Annotated in this window: 17 protein-coding genes; 14 read left to right on the top strand and 3 right to left on the bottom strand. The window is 39.2% G+C overall.

Features of this window, described 5'->3' with window-relative positions; genetic code table 11:
• Positions 1–47 precede the first annotated feature (47 nt).
• The 14 genes from CLOSA_RS03915 (at position 48) to CLOSA_RS03975 (ending at position 11,844) form a co-directional block, all read left to right on the top strand.
• On the top strand, positions 48–2,684 hold the full coding sequence (locus CLOSA_RS03915) for a phage tail tape measure protein (RefSeq protein WP_013271472.1): 2,637 nt from the start codon (positions 48–50) through the stop codon (positions 2,682–2,684).
• Between the two features lie 20 nt (positions 2,685–2,704).
• The gene (locus CLOSA_RS03920; RefSeq protein WP_157668988.1) at positions 2,705–3,394 is read left to right on the top strand and encodes a phage tail family protein; all 690 of its coding nucleotides are present in this window, start codon (positions 2,705–2,707) and stop codon (positions 3,392–3,394) included.
• Complete coding sequence (locus tag CLOSA_RS03925; RefSeq protein WP_013271474.1) at positions 3,394–5,328, top strand: phage tail spike protein; 1,935 nt, start codon at positions 3,394–3,396, stop codon at positions 5,326–5,328. The genes CLOSA_RS03920 and CLOSA_RS03925 overlap by 1 nt, the downstream gene beginning before the upstream one ends.
• A gap of 69 nt (positions 5,329–5,397) precedes the next feature.
• On the top strand, positions 5,398–5,772 hold the full coding sequence (locus CLOSA_RS21645) for a hypothetical protein (protein ID WP_013271475.1): 375 nt from the start codon (positions 5,398–5,400) through the stop codon (positions 5,770–5,772).
• Positions 5,773–5,886: 114 nt separating this feature from the next.
• Positions 5,887–6,033, top strand: a complete 147-nt coding sequence (locus CLOSA_RS22555; RefSeq protein WP_013271476.1) for a hypothetical protein — start codon at positions 5,887–5,889, stop codon at positions 6,031–6,033.
• Positions 6,030–6,632, top strand: coding sequence for a hypothetical protein (locus CLOSA_RS03935; RefSeq protein ID WP_013271477.1), 603 nt, complete (start codon positions 6,030–6,032; stop codon positions 6,630–6,632). The genes CLOSA_RS22555 and CLOSA_RS03935 overlap by 4 nt, the downstream gene beginning before the upstream one ends.
• Positions 6,633–6,693: 61 nt before the next feature.
• On the top strand, positions 6,694–7,266 hold the full coding sequence (locus tag CLOSA_RS03940) for a hypothetical protein (RefSeq protein ID WP_013271478.1): 573 nt from the start codon (positions 6,694–6,696) through the stop codon (positions 7,264–7,266).
• Positions 7,267–7,281: 15 nt separating this feature from the next.
• On the top strand, positions 7,282–8,739 hold the full coding sequence (locus CLOSA_RS03945; protein WP_013271479.1) for a PemB family protein: 1,458 nt from the start codon (positions 7,282–7,284) through the stop codon (positions 8,737–8,739).
• A 90-nt stretch (positions 8,740–8,829) separates the two neighbouring features.
• Positions 8,830–9,210, top strand: a complete 381-nt coding sequence (locus CLOSA_RS03950; protein WP_013271480.1) for a hypothetical protein — start codon at positions 8,830–8,832, stop codon at positions 9,208–9,210.
• A gap of 126 nt (positions 9,211–9,336) precedes the next feature.
• Positions 9,337–9,678: a hypothetical protein gene (locus tag CLOSA_RS03955; protein ID WP_013271482.1), complete on the top strand. Its 342-nt coding sequence runs from the start codon at positions 9,337–9,339 to the stop codon at positions 9,676–9,678.
• A gap of 3 nt (positions 9,679–9,681) precedes the next feature.
• Positions 9,682–10,002 carry a hypothetical protein gene (locus CLOSA_RS03960; RefSeq protein ID WP_013271483.1) on the top strand — a complete coding sequence of 107 codons (321 nt, stop codon included), beginning with the start codon at positions 9,682–9,684 and terminating at the stop codon, positions 10,000–10,002.
• A gap of 79 nt (positions 10,003–10,081) precedes the next feature.
• Positions 10,082–10,921, top strand: a complete 840-nt coding sequence (locus CLOSA_RS03965; protein ID WP_013271484.1) for an NlpC/P60 family protein — start codon at positions 10,082–10,084, stop codon at positions 10,919–10,921.
• A gap of 244 nt (positions 10,922–11,165) precedes the next feature.
• A complete protein-coding gene (locus CLOSA_RS03970; protein ID WP_013271485.1) occupies positions 11,166–11,393 on the top strand; it encodes a hypothetical protein in 228 nt (75 codons plus the stop codon).
• Positions 11,380–11,844, top strand: a complete 465-nt coding sequence (locus tag CLOSA_RS03975) for a hypothetical protein (RefSeq protein ID WP_013271486.1) — start codon at positions 11,380–11,382, stop codon at positions 11,842–11,844. Before CLOSA_RS03970 ends, CLOSA_RS03975 begins: the two co-directional genes overlap by 14 nt.
• 407 nt (positions 11,845–12,251) lie before the next feature.
• On the opposite strand, the gene CLOSA_RS22560 is transcribed toward CLOSA_RS03975, so the two are convergent.
• From CLOSA_RS22560 to CLOSA_RS03985, 3 genes are all read right to left on the bottom strand, one after another.
• Entirely contained in the window at positions 12,252–12,536 is a 285-nt protein-coding gene (locus CLOSA_RS22560; RefSeq protein ID WP_013271488.1) for a hypothetical protein, read from the bottom strand.
• A gap of 349 nt (positions 12,537–12,885) precedes the next feature.
• Positions 12,886–14,145, bottom strand: a complete 1,260-nt coding sequence (locus tag CLOSA_RS03980) for a site-specific integrase (protein WP_041708450.1) — start codon at positions 14,143–14,145, stop codon at positions 12,886–12,888.
• 410 nt (positions 14,146–14,555) lie between these two features.
• Positions 14,556–15,533, bottom strand: a complete 978-nt coding sequence (locus tag CLOSA_RS03985) for a hypothetical protein (RefSeq protein ID WP_242647780.1) — start codon at positions 15,531–15,533, stop codon at positions 14,556–14,558.
• Positions 15,534–15,645 lie beyond the last annotated feature (112 nt).

Below are 15,645 nucleotides of genomic sequence, written 5' to 3' on the forward strand. Positions count from 1 at the left end.
GACATGGCAACTCAAAATGATTTTGATAAGTTTTAGGAGGTGGTATCTTGGCTGATAGAATCAAAGGAATAACTATTGAAATCGGTGGGGATACCACTGGACTAAATAAAGCCTTGGGCGGCGTGAACAAAGAAATAAGAAATACTCAGTCGCAGCTTAAAGACGTTGAACGCCTATTAAAACTTGATCCATCGAATACGGAGTTATTAAGCCAGAAGCAAAAGCTATTAACACAAGCTATATCTGATACAGCAAATAAACTGGAAACCCTGAAAACAGCCGAACAGCAGGCGCAGCAACAATTCGCAGAAGGAAAGATAAACCAACAGCAATATGATGCACTGAAACGTGAAATTATTGAGACTGAAAAGCAGTTAGATTCATTGAAAGAATCAGCGAAAAATGCAAACGTAACATTGCAGCAAATTAGCCTTGCAGGCGATAAATTACAGGAATTTGGAGGGAAAATATCAGGTGTAGGCGAAAAACTTTTACCAGTAACGGGTGCAATCGCTGGAATCGGAGCGGCAGGAATCGCCGCAGCCTTGGAACTTGATGATGGTTATGATACTATCATTACAAAAACAGGAGCAACCGGGGAAGCACTGGAAGGTCTTAATAAAGTCGCAGATGATATTTTTTCAAACTTGCCAACAAGTATGGAGAATGCTGGGACGGCGGTTGGAGAGGTAAACACAAGATTCGGAGCTACCGGGGATGTATTAGAAGATTTATCAACAAAGTTTATTCAGTTTGCAGAAATTAACGGAGTTGACTTAAATAATTCCATTGGAACAGTTGATAAAATTATGGAACAGTGGAATATTGACATGTCAGAAACTGGTGATGTACTTGGTATTATCACTAAAAAAGGTCAGGATACTGGAATAAGTGTTGATGCCCTGATGGACAGCGTACAGAAAAATGGTGCTACATTTAAAGAAATGGGGCTTAATCTAGCCCAGTCTATTGACTTGATGGCACAATTCGAAGCAAATGGCGTAAATGCGGAAACCGCAATCGCTGGGCTAAAAAAATCGATAAAGAATTACACATCAGAAGGGAAAAGTACAGAAGAAGCTCTTAAGCTTACGATTGGCAGCATTAAAGAAGCAAAGACTGAGACAGAAGCTCTGGCAATAGCGCAAAATATATTTGGAGCCAAGGGTGCGGCTGAAATGTCAAAGGCAATCAGGGAAGGAAGAATTGATCTAAATGATCTTTCTTCTTCTATGTCGGAGTATGGAACTGTGGTTGAAGATACTTTTAATGCAACCCTTGATCCATGGGACGATGCCAAAGTGGCAATGAATAATTTGAAACTGGCAGGCGCAGACCTGGGGAGTACTTTATTATCAACATTGCAGCCGACAATTACAGCGGTAGTTAATAAGGTAAAAGAGCTTACAAAATGGTTTGAAGGATTAAGTGATTCACAGAAGGAAAACATTGTTAAAATACTTGCCATAGTTGCCGCAATCGGCCCGTTGCTCATTATTATAGGAAAAGTAGTAGCAGGCGTGGGTACGCTGATAAAAGTGTTTGGAACGGTTAGCAGTTTGTTTTCTGCGTCATCGGCTGCTTTAGGAGCAGGAGGGGCAGCAGCCACCGGATTTGGAAGTGCGATTACTGCGCTTGCTGGTCCGATAGCGATTATTATTGCAGCAATAGCAGCCTTTATAGCAATATTTGTCACTCTTTACAAAAACAACGAAGATTTTAGAAATAAAGTACAGGAAGTATGGTCACAAATACAGGAAATTATAGGCGGAATAATTGAGAACATAAAGGGGATTATTTCTGGATTTATAGCCATAGCTTCAGCATTATGGCAGCAATATGGTGATGATATGACAATCATCATATCAAATGCATTTAGCTACATTTCTGACTTTATCAAAACTGCAATTACTTTGATTCGAGATATCCTGAGTGTTGTACTTGCGGTAATAAAAGGTGACTGGTCTGGCGCATGGGAAGCCATGAAAACACTGGTTTCAAATTTATTTGATGGAATTAAGAATATAGTTTCAAGTGGAATAGATTTGATCAAAAGCATAATCAAGCTGGGTACCGATATTACAAAAGATATATTTGAAGCTTTTAAAGATAAAGTCATTGAGATATTTTATAATCTGCAAGGTAAACTATCGGAAAAGATAACTGAAATAAAAGAAACAATCATTAATGGTATTGGTGCGGCCGTTGATTGGATCAAGGCACTGCCAGGGCAGGCCATAGAATGGGGAAAAGATTTTATTGACGGATTCGTGTCAGGAATCAAAGAAAAGATTGGTGATGTGACTGATGCTATAAAGGGGGTCGCTGAAAAAATTACTGCTTATATCCATTTCTCTCGCCCGGACATTGGACCACTAAGAGAGTATGAAAAGTGGATGCCCGATATGATTACAGGCATGGCAAAAGGAATCAAAGATAATGCATGGAAAATCACCGATCAGCTAAGAGGGCTTACCGGATCAATGTCATACATGATCAATGGAGAATCCGGTTCATACTCTGCCGATCTATCAAAGATTGAGGGATTGCTTGGTTATTATCTTCCTGGAATGACTGGTGGATCAAATATTGTACTTGATGATGGCGCACTTGTTGGGAAGATGCTCCCAAATATTGATTCAGGGCTTACAAATTTTAAAGACACAAAGGGGAGGAATGGGTAATGGGTAACATTTTTAAGAGTGTGAAAATCAATGATACACATATGCTCAATAACTTGGGGCTTGCGCTTTCCAGGGTCGATTGCGTGCAGCCCCCAGAACCCAAAATCAATACACAGGATATTCCGGGAGCTGATGGGATTTTAGACCTCACAGAAAGCCTTGTGGGGCGCACGTTGTATAATAACCGAATTATAACAATGGAGTTTGGGAGAGGTCTTGAAAAAAGTGCATGGCCTACGATGTACAGTAGGGTGCAAAGCCTTTTTCACGGAAAACAGGTCAAGGTTATTTTTGATGATGATACAGAGTATTACTATTCTGGCCGTGCTGCAGTATCAGATTATACCCGTACTCAAATGCTTGGGACACTGGTAATCACAGTAAATGCCGATCCTTATAAGTATGAAATGTACGGAGGTTTAGATGATTGGTTATGGGACCCGTTCAATTTCCAGACTGGTATAATCAGAAGCTATAAAAACCTGACAGTATCAGGCACCCGTGATGTAAGAATTATCGGAAGGGATAAAATCATTGTACCGCTTATCATATCAAATGCTTCCATGACCGTGACATTCAAGGGGAAAATATATAATATCGTGGCTGGAAACAATAAAATTTATGATATTGAGATCATGGAAGGTGATAATACTCTCACCTTTACCGGAAATGGAGTAATTTCCATAGATTACAGAGGAGGGATTTTATAATGTATAAAGTAACAGTAAAAACTAATGGAATAGAGTATTTGCTTCATGAACCACGGGACGATAGCGGAGAATTACAGTTAATTGATCCCACGCTTTCAGAGGAAGTTGGAAAGAACGGAACATTCACCTTTACAATATCACCACTCCATCCGAATAAAGATAAGATTATCCCTATGGCCAGTGAAATTTTTATCTATAAGGACGGAGAGAAAATATTATGCTGCCGCATGATTGACAGCGAAAGCGATTTTTACAATACAGGCCGGGCAACCTGTGAGGGTGAGCTTGCTTTCTTGCTTGACAGCGTACAGAGACCATATGAATACACCGGAAGCCTGTATAATTACTTTGTGCAGCTTCTTAATACGCATAACAGTGAGGTTGAGGAAAGGAAACGGTTTGAAGTTGGTAATGTGACAATAGCCGGGACAGAGATAACAAGATCAAATTCCGAATACTCCAATACCATGACCGAAATGTTAGGCCAGCTTACCGACATAAACGGCGGATATCTCAGGGTACGGTATTCAAATGATAAGAAATTTCTGGATTATGTAAGTGATTATGGTGGAATAAATAACCAGGTTATACGGTTCGGGGAAAACCTTATTGACCTGACAAAGCACGTTGAGCCTACGAGCCTTATAACCGCACTGATTCCAACCGGGGCTAAGATAAAGAGTGATGATTCAGGCTCAGAGGACACCGTTGTAAATATTACTTCCGTAAATGGCGGGAAGGATTACATATACAATGAGACAGCAGTAGCGGCTTATGGCTGGATTTGGGGTTCACAGTCATTCGAAGATGTTACGGACCCGTCAATATTGCTTGCAAAAGCCAGAGCATACCTTGACGAAGCGGTAAGCATACCGGAAACCATTGAATTAAAAGCCATTGATTTAAGTACCCTGGGGTTGGATGTAGATGCGCTCAAATTAGGCTATTGGACCGATATAGTAAGTAAGCCACACGGTTTAAGCAAAAGATTCATGCTTTCCAAAAAGATAACAGGGCTTGCAAATCCGGCAAAGAACAGTATTACACTCGGCAAAGTGACACTGACATTCACCGGGCAAGCAGCAAAGGAAAAAGCACAGATTACAGCAAGAATTAACGCTGTAGCTTCAAGCACAAGCAAGGAAATAAACCGGAAAGTAGAGAATGCTACACAACTCATCACAGGCGGAAAAGGTGGATACGTAGTTCTTGATGTATACGATCCTGATTCAGGGGAAAAGATACATCCATGGAGAATTCTAATTATGGATACTCCAGATAAGGAAACAGCCCGGAGTGTAATCCAGTTCAATAAAAATGGATTTGGTTTTTCTACTACTGGAATTAATGGACCTTACCGGAATGCATGGACCATTGACGGAAATCTTGTTGCAGACTTTATCACAACCGGCACTATGCTCGCTGACCGGATCAGGGGCGGCACACTGGAACTAGGTGGAACTGGACTTGGTAAAGATGGTTCTATTATTGTAAAGAATGCATCGGGTACCACCATAGGATATTGGGATAAGACAGGGCTACATGTTCTGACAGGAACTATTTCAGGTTCTCAAATATCGGGTTCTATCTTTACAGGCGGAGCGATTGATGTAGGCGTTCTTAGAGCTGATGCTGGCGGAGTGCAGTTTGGTGATTATTATGTGAGTGCAGACGGAACAAATCAATTACACTCATCTGACGGATCCGTGGTTATCCAAACAGCACGGGGTGGCCCTTTCGGCAAATATGCGGCAATAAATTTAAGTTCCCAAGCAGGAACTACTATACTGTCTGATCATCATTTGGAAACGCCGTTTGTTAATGCTAAGCAGATCAATGGGGATTGTGAACTGTTTGGCGATAATTGGTGGAAAGGTTATTCGTTATTCGAAGCACTCGATTTCCTAAATGATAAGATAAATAATCTAAGGTAAGCCCATACGTGCTGAAGTTGCATATAATAAATTAATGTGCTAATATAAAAGCGATTGGAGGTGAAGAGTATGAGAATAAAACGTATGCTTTTTGTTATTGTAATAATGCTCTTTTCATTAAACATTGCGGCTTTTGCGGAAGAACGGAGACCGTTAGGAGAAGGAGAAACAAGACCAAGGTGGGTAGTTCCGAACGAGGATTACATTCCGATAAAAAACGCATGGCATCATGAGTATGATGGAGCATGGGTATATCTTGATGAAACTGGATATACGTTACAAAACACATGGTTCCACGACCCTTCCGATGGAAAATGGTACTATTTTGATGAGTATTGTTATATGCTTCACGACACCACAACTCCAGATGGTTATACCGTTGGGCCTGATGGAGCTTGGGTAAAAGATGGACAAGTGGTTGTTGAGACGGTAGCCAACAAATAAAATAATATGATCCAGAGAGCAGAGCGAAAACCCTGCTCTTTTAAATTTCCCTATTGATTGCCATAATCATATGCACTATAATAAATGGTAAAAAATACCAAAGGGGAAATGATTATGACTGATAAGGACAAAAAACATGTAGAGTTAAATAATGCCGTGGAGGAACGTGCCGTTCATTACACTGTGCAATCAAGCGAAACAAAGAATAAGGACATTGCATATATGACCGGAAAGAATACAAAAAATGATAAAAAGGAGTGATAGACATAAATGACATATTAAATGTTATAAAAGAATTACCTTTAATTCTACAGTATGTGGTACCAGGATATTGTTGTATAATTTTATTTCAATTCACAACATCAAAGAAAATTGATGGTAAATATTTATTAGTTATAAGTTGTGTACTAAGCTACACGCTTTTATCTATGGTATCATTGCTAAGAATTAAGTGGTTTAAAAATGTGCCAGATTTTGCAATGCTTAATTCTGGTATATCAATATTACTTGGAATAGTAATAGTATGTCTAATCTCAATTTTGTTTCAGAGAGTATGGTTTAAAAAGCTTATGGTTAAATTATTTCATAAGACACCAAACGAAGATATATGGAGAGACGTACTTGATCTTGATAATGGTTCCAACTTAAAGGTTTATCTTAAGAACGAGAAGTATTATATTATTGGCAGTCATAAGAATCACGAAGAAAAAGGCAATGATTCGTGGCTTGCATTAAGCGGATTCGTGAAAATGGATAAAGAAACTAACGAAATCTATAATAATGAGCCGGACTTTACGAACGATAACTCTGTTATAATTACTGTTAGATTTTCTGATATTGAACACATCGAAATATTTTAGAATTTAATTTAGAGCGAGGAATGATTCCCCGCTCTTTTTATGTCAGAAAGGAAGTGAAACAATGGCAGATATAAGCCAAGAAGTACAAAAATTCCGTGACGCTGTAAAAGGCGAAGAAGTCAGGGGAAGTATGATATCTCTGGCAATCAAGGTAAATGCTGATGGTGAAAATGCTCTTGCACAAGTGGCGCAGCAAGTCACCAGAATAGACGGAATAGCCGCTGATGCAACTCAGACACTAAATAATGCCAATGCAGCAATACAAGAGGCCAATACGGCAATAGATACGGCAAATGCAACAATTATTGAAGCACAGAATACTCTTGCGGAAGGTGTGCAGCAAGTACAGCAGGCAGCAGGAAGCGCAAACCTAGCAGAAAGTTGGGCGATAGGAAACAAAGGAATCCGTCCAGGAGAAAACAGCAATAACAGCAAGTATTTCAGCGAACAATCAAAAGCGGATGCTGATCGGGCGAAACAAGAAGCTGACCGGGCCGCACAGTATTCCGCAGTAGTGGCACCTACATTTCATATTGATTGGGACACAATGGAACTTGTTCAGGATACCCAGGGAACAGGAATTGTTTTTACCCTTGATGAAAATAAAGTTCTATCATTTGAATTTGTAAATTAAGAAAGGAGTGACATAATGTCAATCTTAGGAACTGTAGGAATAGCTGATAAAGGTGATTATAATCCAAGTACTACATATGTTGCAGGAAATTCTGTTTATTATGCAGGTTCAACATGGGTGGCACTTAAAAGTAATCTTACCGGAATAACTCCAGAAGAAGGTGAAAATTGGAAATATTTGGCCCGTGGATTCGAGTCTGATTCTCTTTCACAAATAGAAGGAACTGATACAAGTGGAGTGATCGGAACTGCTGGATCAACCGTGGTGAGCCAGGCATTGATTGACGCTATCGCAGATAAGGTCATGACAAAGTTAATACCATATGCAAATATTGTAAATAACTTTATGGCTACTGATCCAAAAACCGTTTTGTCCGGTCCTATGGGAAAGAGTTTAAAGGATCAGCTTGATACGACAAATATTAATTTAAATAAGACAAATTTAAAGGCAAACTCCAATTTCCTTACAGTCGGCAAGACGGGAGCGCAGTACACCACTATAAACGCTGCTATAAATTACGCAAAAACATACGCTACCAAAACCAACAGAGTGACGATTTTTATATATGAGGGGACTTATAATGAACAAATAGAATTAAATGATAACAATGGAATAGATTTAGTGGGAATTCAGGGTCAGACCATTGTTACTTACCCAAGCGCTTATCCGAATGCCCCATTATACACATGTGGTCAAGGGTATTTTTATGGAATTACCTTTCGCAGTGCTGGGGGGACTAGTTCTTATGGAATGCACTTTGAAAGACAGGGGTTTCCAAATGCAAGCGGAGAGACAGTCTTTACTAATTGCAGATTTATTTCTGATGCAAATGCCTCTGTCGGTGTCGGAATGGGAGATAATAATACTGTGGAATTCAGGAATTGTACATTTATAGGGGCAGCCACAGAAAGCCAAGCTATCTATGTCCACAACTTCCCGACTGCAGCCTCTGGTCAAACCATGAGATTTATCAATAATCATATTTACGGAAACATAACCGTTGATGATGCCCCCGCCATGGTAGGGAATGGAACTATTGCTTCCCCCCTTATTTTACAGTTTTTTAATAATTATGTTGAATATGGTAGTTTCCGATTCCGGAAAGACGCAAGCACGCAACTACCGTATGTATCAGTAAACCACCATAATATAAGTATTCATACAAATAGCCGCTACAATACATTAATAGCTCTGAATCGTAAAGATTACGGGGCTTTCTTTTATGGTTATAGTAAGCCTGCTAACAAAATTCCCAATTCAGGTTATTATGATTATTATATTCCTTTAAAGGATGCCAACAGTTATTCCATAGTCGTTGATAATGCAGTAATACAAGGCGTTGGGGATTATGATAAAACAAAATATTCAATCGTTGGGCAAACTCCTAGCGGTTTTTTGCTAAGAGACACAGATGCCTCTGGAACCGGAGCTGGGAATTTTATTACTGTTTATTTTACAATTTTACCTTTATAAAATTGCTATTTAATGGAGTAAATAAACTTATAAACCAGAGCTGAAAGGCTCTTATTTTATTGCCTGGAAACGGGCAGAAAGGAATTTTATATGAATAAAGAAAAAATGATTCTTAATGATGGAACTACAATCAATTTGGAAACAGGCTCAAGCCTTACGGAGCTTACTACGGTTTTCACTGACTGGACAGCGGCGGCTTCCATTATGCCAAAATTGACAGAAGAAAACTTGTCAAAAGTAGAAGTGCAGAACGGGGAGGGGTTAAACAGAGGTAATTATACTGACCTTGTGCTACAACCTGGATCATGGAAAGAAAAAGCAGATGGTTTATACATTACAATTTCCTTGCGTGAAAAGACGGAGATCGAAAAACGGCTTGACGCTGTGGAATCTGGACAGCAGACGCAGGATGGGGCAATCTCTGATCTGGGTGAGACTGTGGGTAAAATGGCAGAAGGGAGTGTGCAATAATGGGAGAATTTTACGGAAAAAGAATCAGGATTAGTATTATAACGATTGATCAGGTTCCGGCATACTGGCTGGCAAAAACCCAGAAGTGGCTAGAAGAAAATTAAGGAAAGAGTGAGGTAACGTCCATTGAAAGAAATCATACAGTATGTGGACATGAAATGGGTGGAGTGGTTATTTATAATTGCCTCTGCTCTTTTTGGTATTGGCTATAGAAAACTAGCTAAGAGGATTAACGAGGAAAGCAAAAAAAATAAGGCTTTGCATGACGGTATGCAGGCGCTTCTCAGGGATAGGATCATAGGAGCCTATAACCATTATCAGGATAAAAAGTTTTGCCCTATTTATGCAAAGGAGAATGTAAAACGCATGTATGATGCCTATCATGACCTGGGCGGAAACGATGTTGCAACGGGACTAAAGAATAAATTAATGTTAATGCCGGAGGAACCGTCAGAAAGAGAGGATTAAGTTATGGATATATCATTGATTATGCAGTATGGAACGTACTTTTTGACAGCAATTGGATTACTGGCCTGTGCTGTGGCAATTATCACCCAGGTAATTAAGGAACTACCTGGGCTGGTGCAGCTGCCTACATCTGGAGTAGCATTTGTCGTGTCACTGATTTTGTGTCCTATTGCAGTACTCATATTGTGTACATGGATGCAGGAACCTATCACTTGGTATTACATATTCGGAGCATTCATTGCGGCGTTTATGGTGTATCTTGTGTCTACCGGAGGGTGGGATCGCCTATACGATATTTGGGAGCGCACAAAGTATAAGAAATGACCTATTGAGAATTGTAGCATTACAACTTTTAAGGCCCGGGATTATCCTGGGCTTTTTCTTATGGATCGGAGGAAATATAATGGCAGCAGAACAGAAACGGCAGGCGGTATGTGATAAATACGCTACGATTATAGGCCGGAATATCTATAATCAGGATTTACGCAATTACTGCTTCAAAAAATATAAAGACGGCAATTATTACAGCGATTGCAGCAGCTCTATATGTCTCAGCTATCAGGAGGCCGGGTACGGATTCGGGAACCTGAATACGGCTGGGATTTACACATCAAGCAAACTGATAACCATAGATGCAAAAATTACCGCAGGAATACCGGATATATCGCTCCTACGAAAGGGTGATATGTTGGAGTTTGCCGGGACAGATGCCAGCAGGCCCCTTAAGATTGGCCACGTAGAAATGTATTACGGTAATGGAATCATCTGCGGACATGGAAGCGGTACACCTTCCTATAAGGATATCGTGGCATATTGCAAGAGCCGGTACAACTCCTTGGCTTCCGGTGGCTGGCGTAAGGGACTTGTCTGTGTGCGCAGATATATCCAGGACGATGCACAACCTATTCCTGATCCTGTAAAACTATCCGGGTGGAATGAGGAACCGGATGGCTGGCGGTTCTACCTTGGAAATTCCGGTGAGCCAGTACGAAATGCATGGTACATGGATTCTGATGGGAAATGGTACTGGTTTGATGGTGCTGGAATCATGATTTCAAATAAGTGGTATATGTACAATAGTGAGTGGTACTATATGGGAGCAGATGGGGCTATGGTAAAAGGCTTACAGACGATTGATGGAAAATGGTATTACTTGGACAAGAATGGAAAGATGAGTACTGAACCGGTTACGTTGACACCAGATCAGGACGGGGCATTGCAGTATCCAGGATTGAAAGCATAAAAAGCACAGGCGGGCACCGATAAAACGGGCCTGCCTTTTTTTGTTGTAATAAAAATTAAGAAATATGATTCTAATAGCAATACCATTTTGTCTAATTAAGTAGTATAATGTAAATAAAGAAATAAGATATTAAATACAAAAAAATATTGAAAATAAAATATTTGAGTGTTAATATATAGATACTTAATTCTTGCTGGTTATTCAATAGAAAATAGGGCATATTATGTTATAGGAGGTATGCCCTATGCGAAAAGGAGTGTATAATATGCCAATGCTGTGGGAGGAAACAGGGACTAAGAATAATAACATCTTTAATGCTCCAGTAAAAACAATGAGAAACAAAGATATAAAAGTGAAAATTTCACGTGAAATAGAAAAGAACTGTGTTGTTGCAATTGATGATGCTATAATTGCAATGACAAAAGATATAACTAATTCAATTATGAAGGGGTTATATAATGGCAGAAGATAAAACTAAAGATGAATGTAAAGATGAATGTAAAGAAGAGAAGCAATTATTAGAAGAATTAAATGAAGAAACGAATATACCAGAAGGATTTAGTGATGTTATAGAAAATATACCACCGGAACACCGGAAGCAAGTTACACAGATGATGATTTCTGCTGTTCAAATGCGTGGCATGGCAAATCCAGAATCAGCGGTTTCTAAGAAGATTACGGAGGCACATATATCAGAATATTTGGCCGGATCAAGAGAAGATATGCAGAGGGGGTATCAAGAAAAGCGAGATAGAAAAATTTTTAATTTTTTTATAACGGTTTTAGGTATTGCTTTCATTATTGCTATTATTATTCTGTTAAAAGATAATCCGGAAATGTTGGAAAAAATTCTCTATGCTTCTGGCGGAATCGTTGCTGGAGCTTTTGGCGGATATGGTTATGGTAAAACGAGAGAAGAATAAAAGAGGCACATTGGTGCCTCTTTTATTCTTGATTTAAATAGCAATTTAACGGTAACAAACGGTAAAGTAACTTCTGTAGAAAACAGCCTTAAAACCACATCTGTATATTATGACGCATCAAAGGTATACAGTGCTACAATATCGTGGTTTTTTAATCGCCCTGTATTCTTCTCTGCTGACAGCTGGGATTCTGACTACAAAAACAGTTGTCCTATATTAAACCAACAGTGGATAGTAGAATATTTACCATTTGAAATGAGTGAGGTTAGCGATGGAGAAGTTGTTAGAGCATATCAAAGATGGCACGCAATCGAAAACAAAGAAATTTACGAACGGTGGGCTAATAACGGAGTATGGAGTGCATTTGTAAAAAAATGATTGATATGCTTAAAATTAATCATTTTGTTTTACATGACGGTCATATCAACCGTTTTAAAAGTACCCCATATCCAGCCACCAGTTACATTGCATCGTCTGTAATATATAACATCAAACCATAGAGAATACCATTTTTGTATTATAAAATCCGAATCGCGGTAGACTTCGATAATATATTTTTCCATGGTTGTTTTTGGCGCACTGACTTTAGTAGCACATATATATACAGCTTTTTCGCTTACACCTGCTGGGAAAATATTTACTCCCAGTGTATCATCTGGTAGCACTGTAAGACCAGTTAATTTACTATCCATCTGAACCTTGGTGTAATAGTTATCTAAATTGCTATTTGCATGATAAGTATCCTGCTCGGTTTTCCGAGCAGGATAGCATAAAATTACTTAAAGTTTTTCTTAAAGTAGATAAAGTTACCACGTTATATTTGGTAGTATAGCAAAATGGACAAATGTCGTATTTATGCAGATAAAGTTACCACGTTATACCACATATAATAAGGAAGTTACCTTGCCAAGGTCGGGGTCGCGGGTTCGAGTCCCGTCTCGCGCTCTTTTTAATAAGTAGCTGGAACCTTGATTTTACAAGGGATTCCAGCTTTTTTTGTTTTATAAAAATGTCTTTTTGGGGGGTAGACCGGGGTAGACATTAAACCGCTAAAGCTTTTTCCATATCGGATTCATTTTCAACACTGGTTTTCCGGTTGAAGCAGTAGTTTTTCAGAGTGGTGCGCTCGTCCTCATGACCGACCTGTTTTCGTATCTCATTGATGTTAATACCGCCATCAAGAAGAGAAGAAATATAGGTTTTCCGTATCTTATGAGTGCTTTTACTGGATATATTGATATGATCGCAGTATTTACGGATACGGGTATCAACGGCTCTTGGATTGATTCGCTTTCCATCATGGATAAACAGGAAGTCATTATCATAGAAACCGTTTTCCTTGTTGGATTCAAGAATCACTTTGATGATACGTCTTGCTTCCTCGGTCAGATAAATCGTGCGGTCACCAGCGGAGGATTTTGTATGCTCCACGGCTTCCCATCTGGCAGGATACCATGACCCGTCTGGACGTTGTCGTTCCTGTTTCTGAACCATTCGCTGAATATGTAGATACTTTCCATCTGAGGAAATATCGGTTTCTTTGATTGCGATAAGTTCCCCTAAGCGTACGCCTAATTGAAATGCAAGCGGAATGGCTAAAGCAGAAGTGCAATTTTTTTCCTCAAAGTCTGACCATGCTTCACACTCAATCAATGGACGCTCATTGGTAAGAAATACTTGTGTCCCATCTTCCGGCTGTTTTACTTTCTTTAACAGCTTTTTATCTACAGTGAATTGATTGTAAGGATTAAGAGGAATCAGTTCGTGGTCAACGGCATAATCAAGGCACTGACGGATAATCATGGACATGTTATAATATTGGGTTTTAGTCAGCCCCTTATCCCTTACTTTATTCAATGCCCATTCCTTTAAAATAGCTTTTGTAAAGGTTCGGATATCCAGATCAAAGATAGGGTCAGTAGAATAATAAGCGTTCCAGTCATTATCAATTCTTCGGATATAGCTGGTAGCCTTGGTTTCCAGACCTTTAATATTCAGCCATAAAGGATAAATGCTTCTTATGGTGGATAACCGTTCCTGTTCCTTCTGATTTTTTTCGTTCTGTTCCAGTTCCAGATAAAAGTCAATGATTTTACGTTCCAGCTTTTCTTTTGTGGTAGCAGTAACGGGCTTTCGTCCTTTTGGTTTTGTGGAATCAGGTAGATAGGAGAGAAAGGTTCCTTTGTCGTTTGTCCAGATATGGTAAAAGTTTTCAAGGTGCCCTTGTAGTATGGCATTCTCTTTTTTTTGCTGTTTTTTCATGTTATATAATTCGAGAAGCTCTTCTGTATCTAAGTCCATTATATCACATTTAGACAAAAATGTCCATTTGTTTCTAGTTGTATTGCAAGAATCATTGTTAAAATTACACAAAAAATGTACCATCCTTTCGAGATGATACAGCTTGCAGAAGTTTGTTTTTTCGTGTGATTTTTAATAGGTATTTTTAGATGGTAGTCATTCAATGGTTTGTTTTTTCGTATTATGATATATTTGTACATTTATTTTCGTTGCAAGTGTATCAAGAATCATTGTCAATATAGTAAGTTACCGGGATTTTCATTCCCTCCTCCGTTTTAACATAAGGGATTTGTTTCTGCCTGATTGCTTCAAACAAGCTGGATAGTGAAATCCCTCTTACGGCTGCCAATTCTGACGGGGTGAAATATATAATAACTTTTTGCATAAGGTTCCTTTCGTGTCCCCTGACTTTATAATGGAGGAAGCTCCAACTGAATGGGAATAGGGGAAGTGTTTTTAAATGGGGTAGAATCAGGATTGCAGGATTCAAATTCTTTCAGGTGGGGATTCTGCTCCGTGGTAAGATATTCTTCTACGGTGTAATCCTTGTATTGCCCGATCTCATAATAATGCCTTACATGGTTGATACGGGCAAGAAAGGCATTCCATGATTCCGGTTCTTCCCTTTGGATATTAGGATATTGTTCCAGTAATGAAATATTGGAAACGATATACACGGTTTCATGGAGACAGACCCGGTTGGCATACCGGCAATTTAGAGTTAAAGGCTGTCCATCACAGAGGGCCAGAATCAGGGAAAAGGGGAGTGCGCTCCGGTATTCATCAAGTAAAAGAACTCTGGTTCTAGCCGTATCATATTTATCCCATATGCCATTCCCTTTATAATCCACTACGGAATAGATTTCACTGGAATGGTGGGATTGGTAAACATATGAAGTCTTTCCTGTCCGGGTTTTTCCATATATATACCAAATATCCATATGACGGTATCCTCTTCCCTTTTCTTCCCAATAGGCTTGGCGGTATTGTTCAATAGCCGGGATACGTAGAGCCATTGAGGAAACAGCTTGAACCACTTCCATGTTAGAAGCTCCGTCCTGTACGAGGGAAATCATTAAATCAATATCATTTCTATGTCCCTGATTTTCCTTTCCATCAATGGGACATTCACAGGATTCATAAAAAGTTTCTATGTGATTCGTAGTTTTCTTTTCGGAATCAAGGTAGGCTCCTTCCTTACGAATGTAGTCTCTGTTATCAATCGAGCTTGAATTGCGAATTACCTCGATATGAGCATTTCCAAAAGTTTTGGAGATTGTATCTGTAATCTGAGCGTGACAAAACTTGGTATACAGGTGGAAATGATGAGTTCCGGATTCTCCGGTCTCATAGCAGAAGCAATAATATTCAGTTTTCCATCTTTGCATAATTTCTTTAATCTTTTCAGAAGTGAACCCCTTGTCAAGTGGGTTGTTACAGGTGATTTGCATACGCCTTGAACGGGTTGACATAATGGCGTTTATTCCTTTCTTCCTTATT

Origin of the sequence: [Clostridium] saccharolyticum WM1, assembly GCF_000144625.1 — a bacterium.
GTDB classification, from domain to species: Bacteria; Bacillota; Clostridia; order Lachnospirales; family Lachnospiraceae; genus Lacrimispora; species Lacrimispora saccharolytica.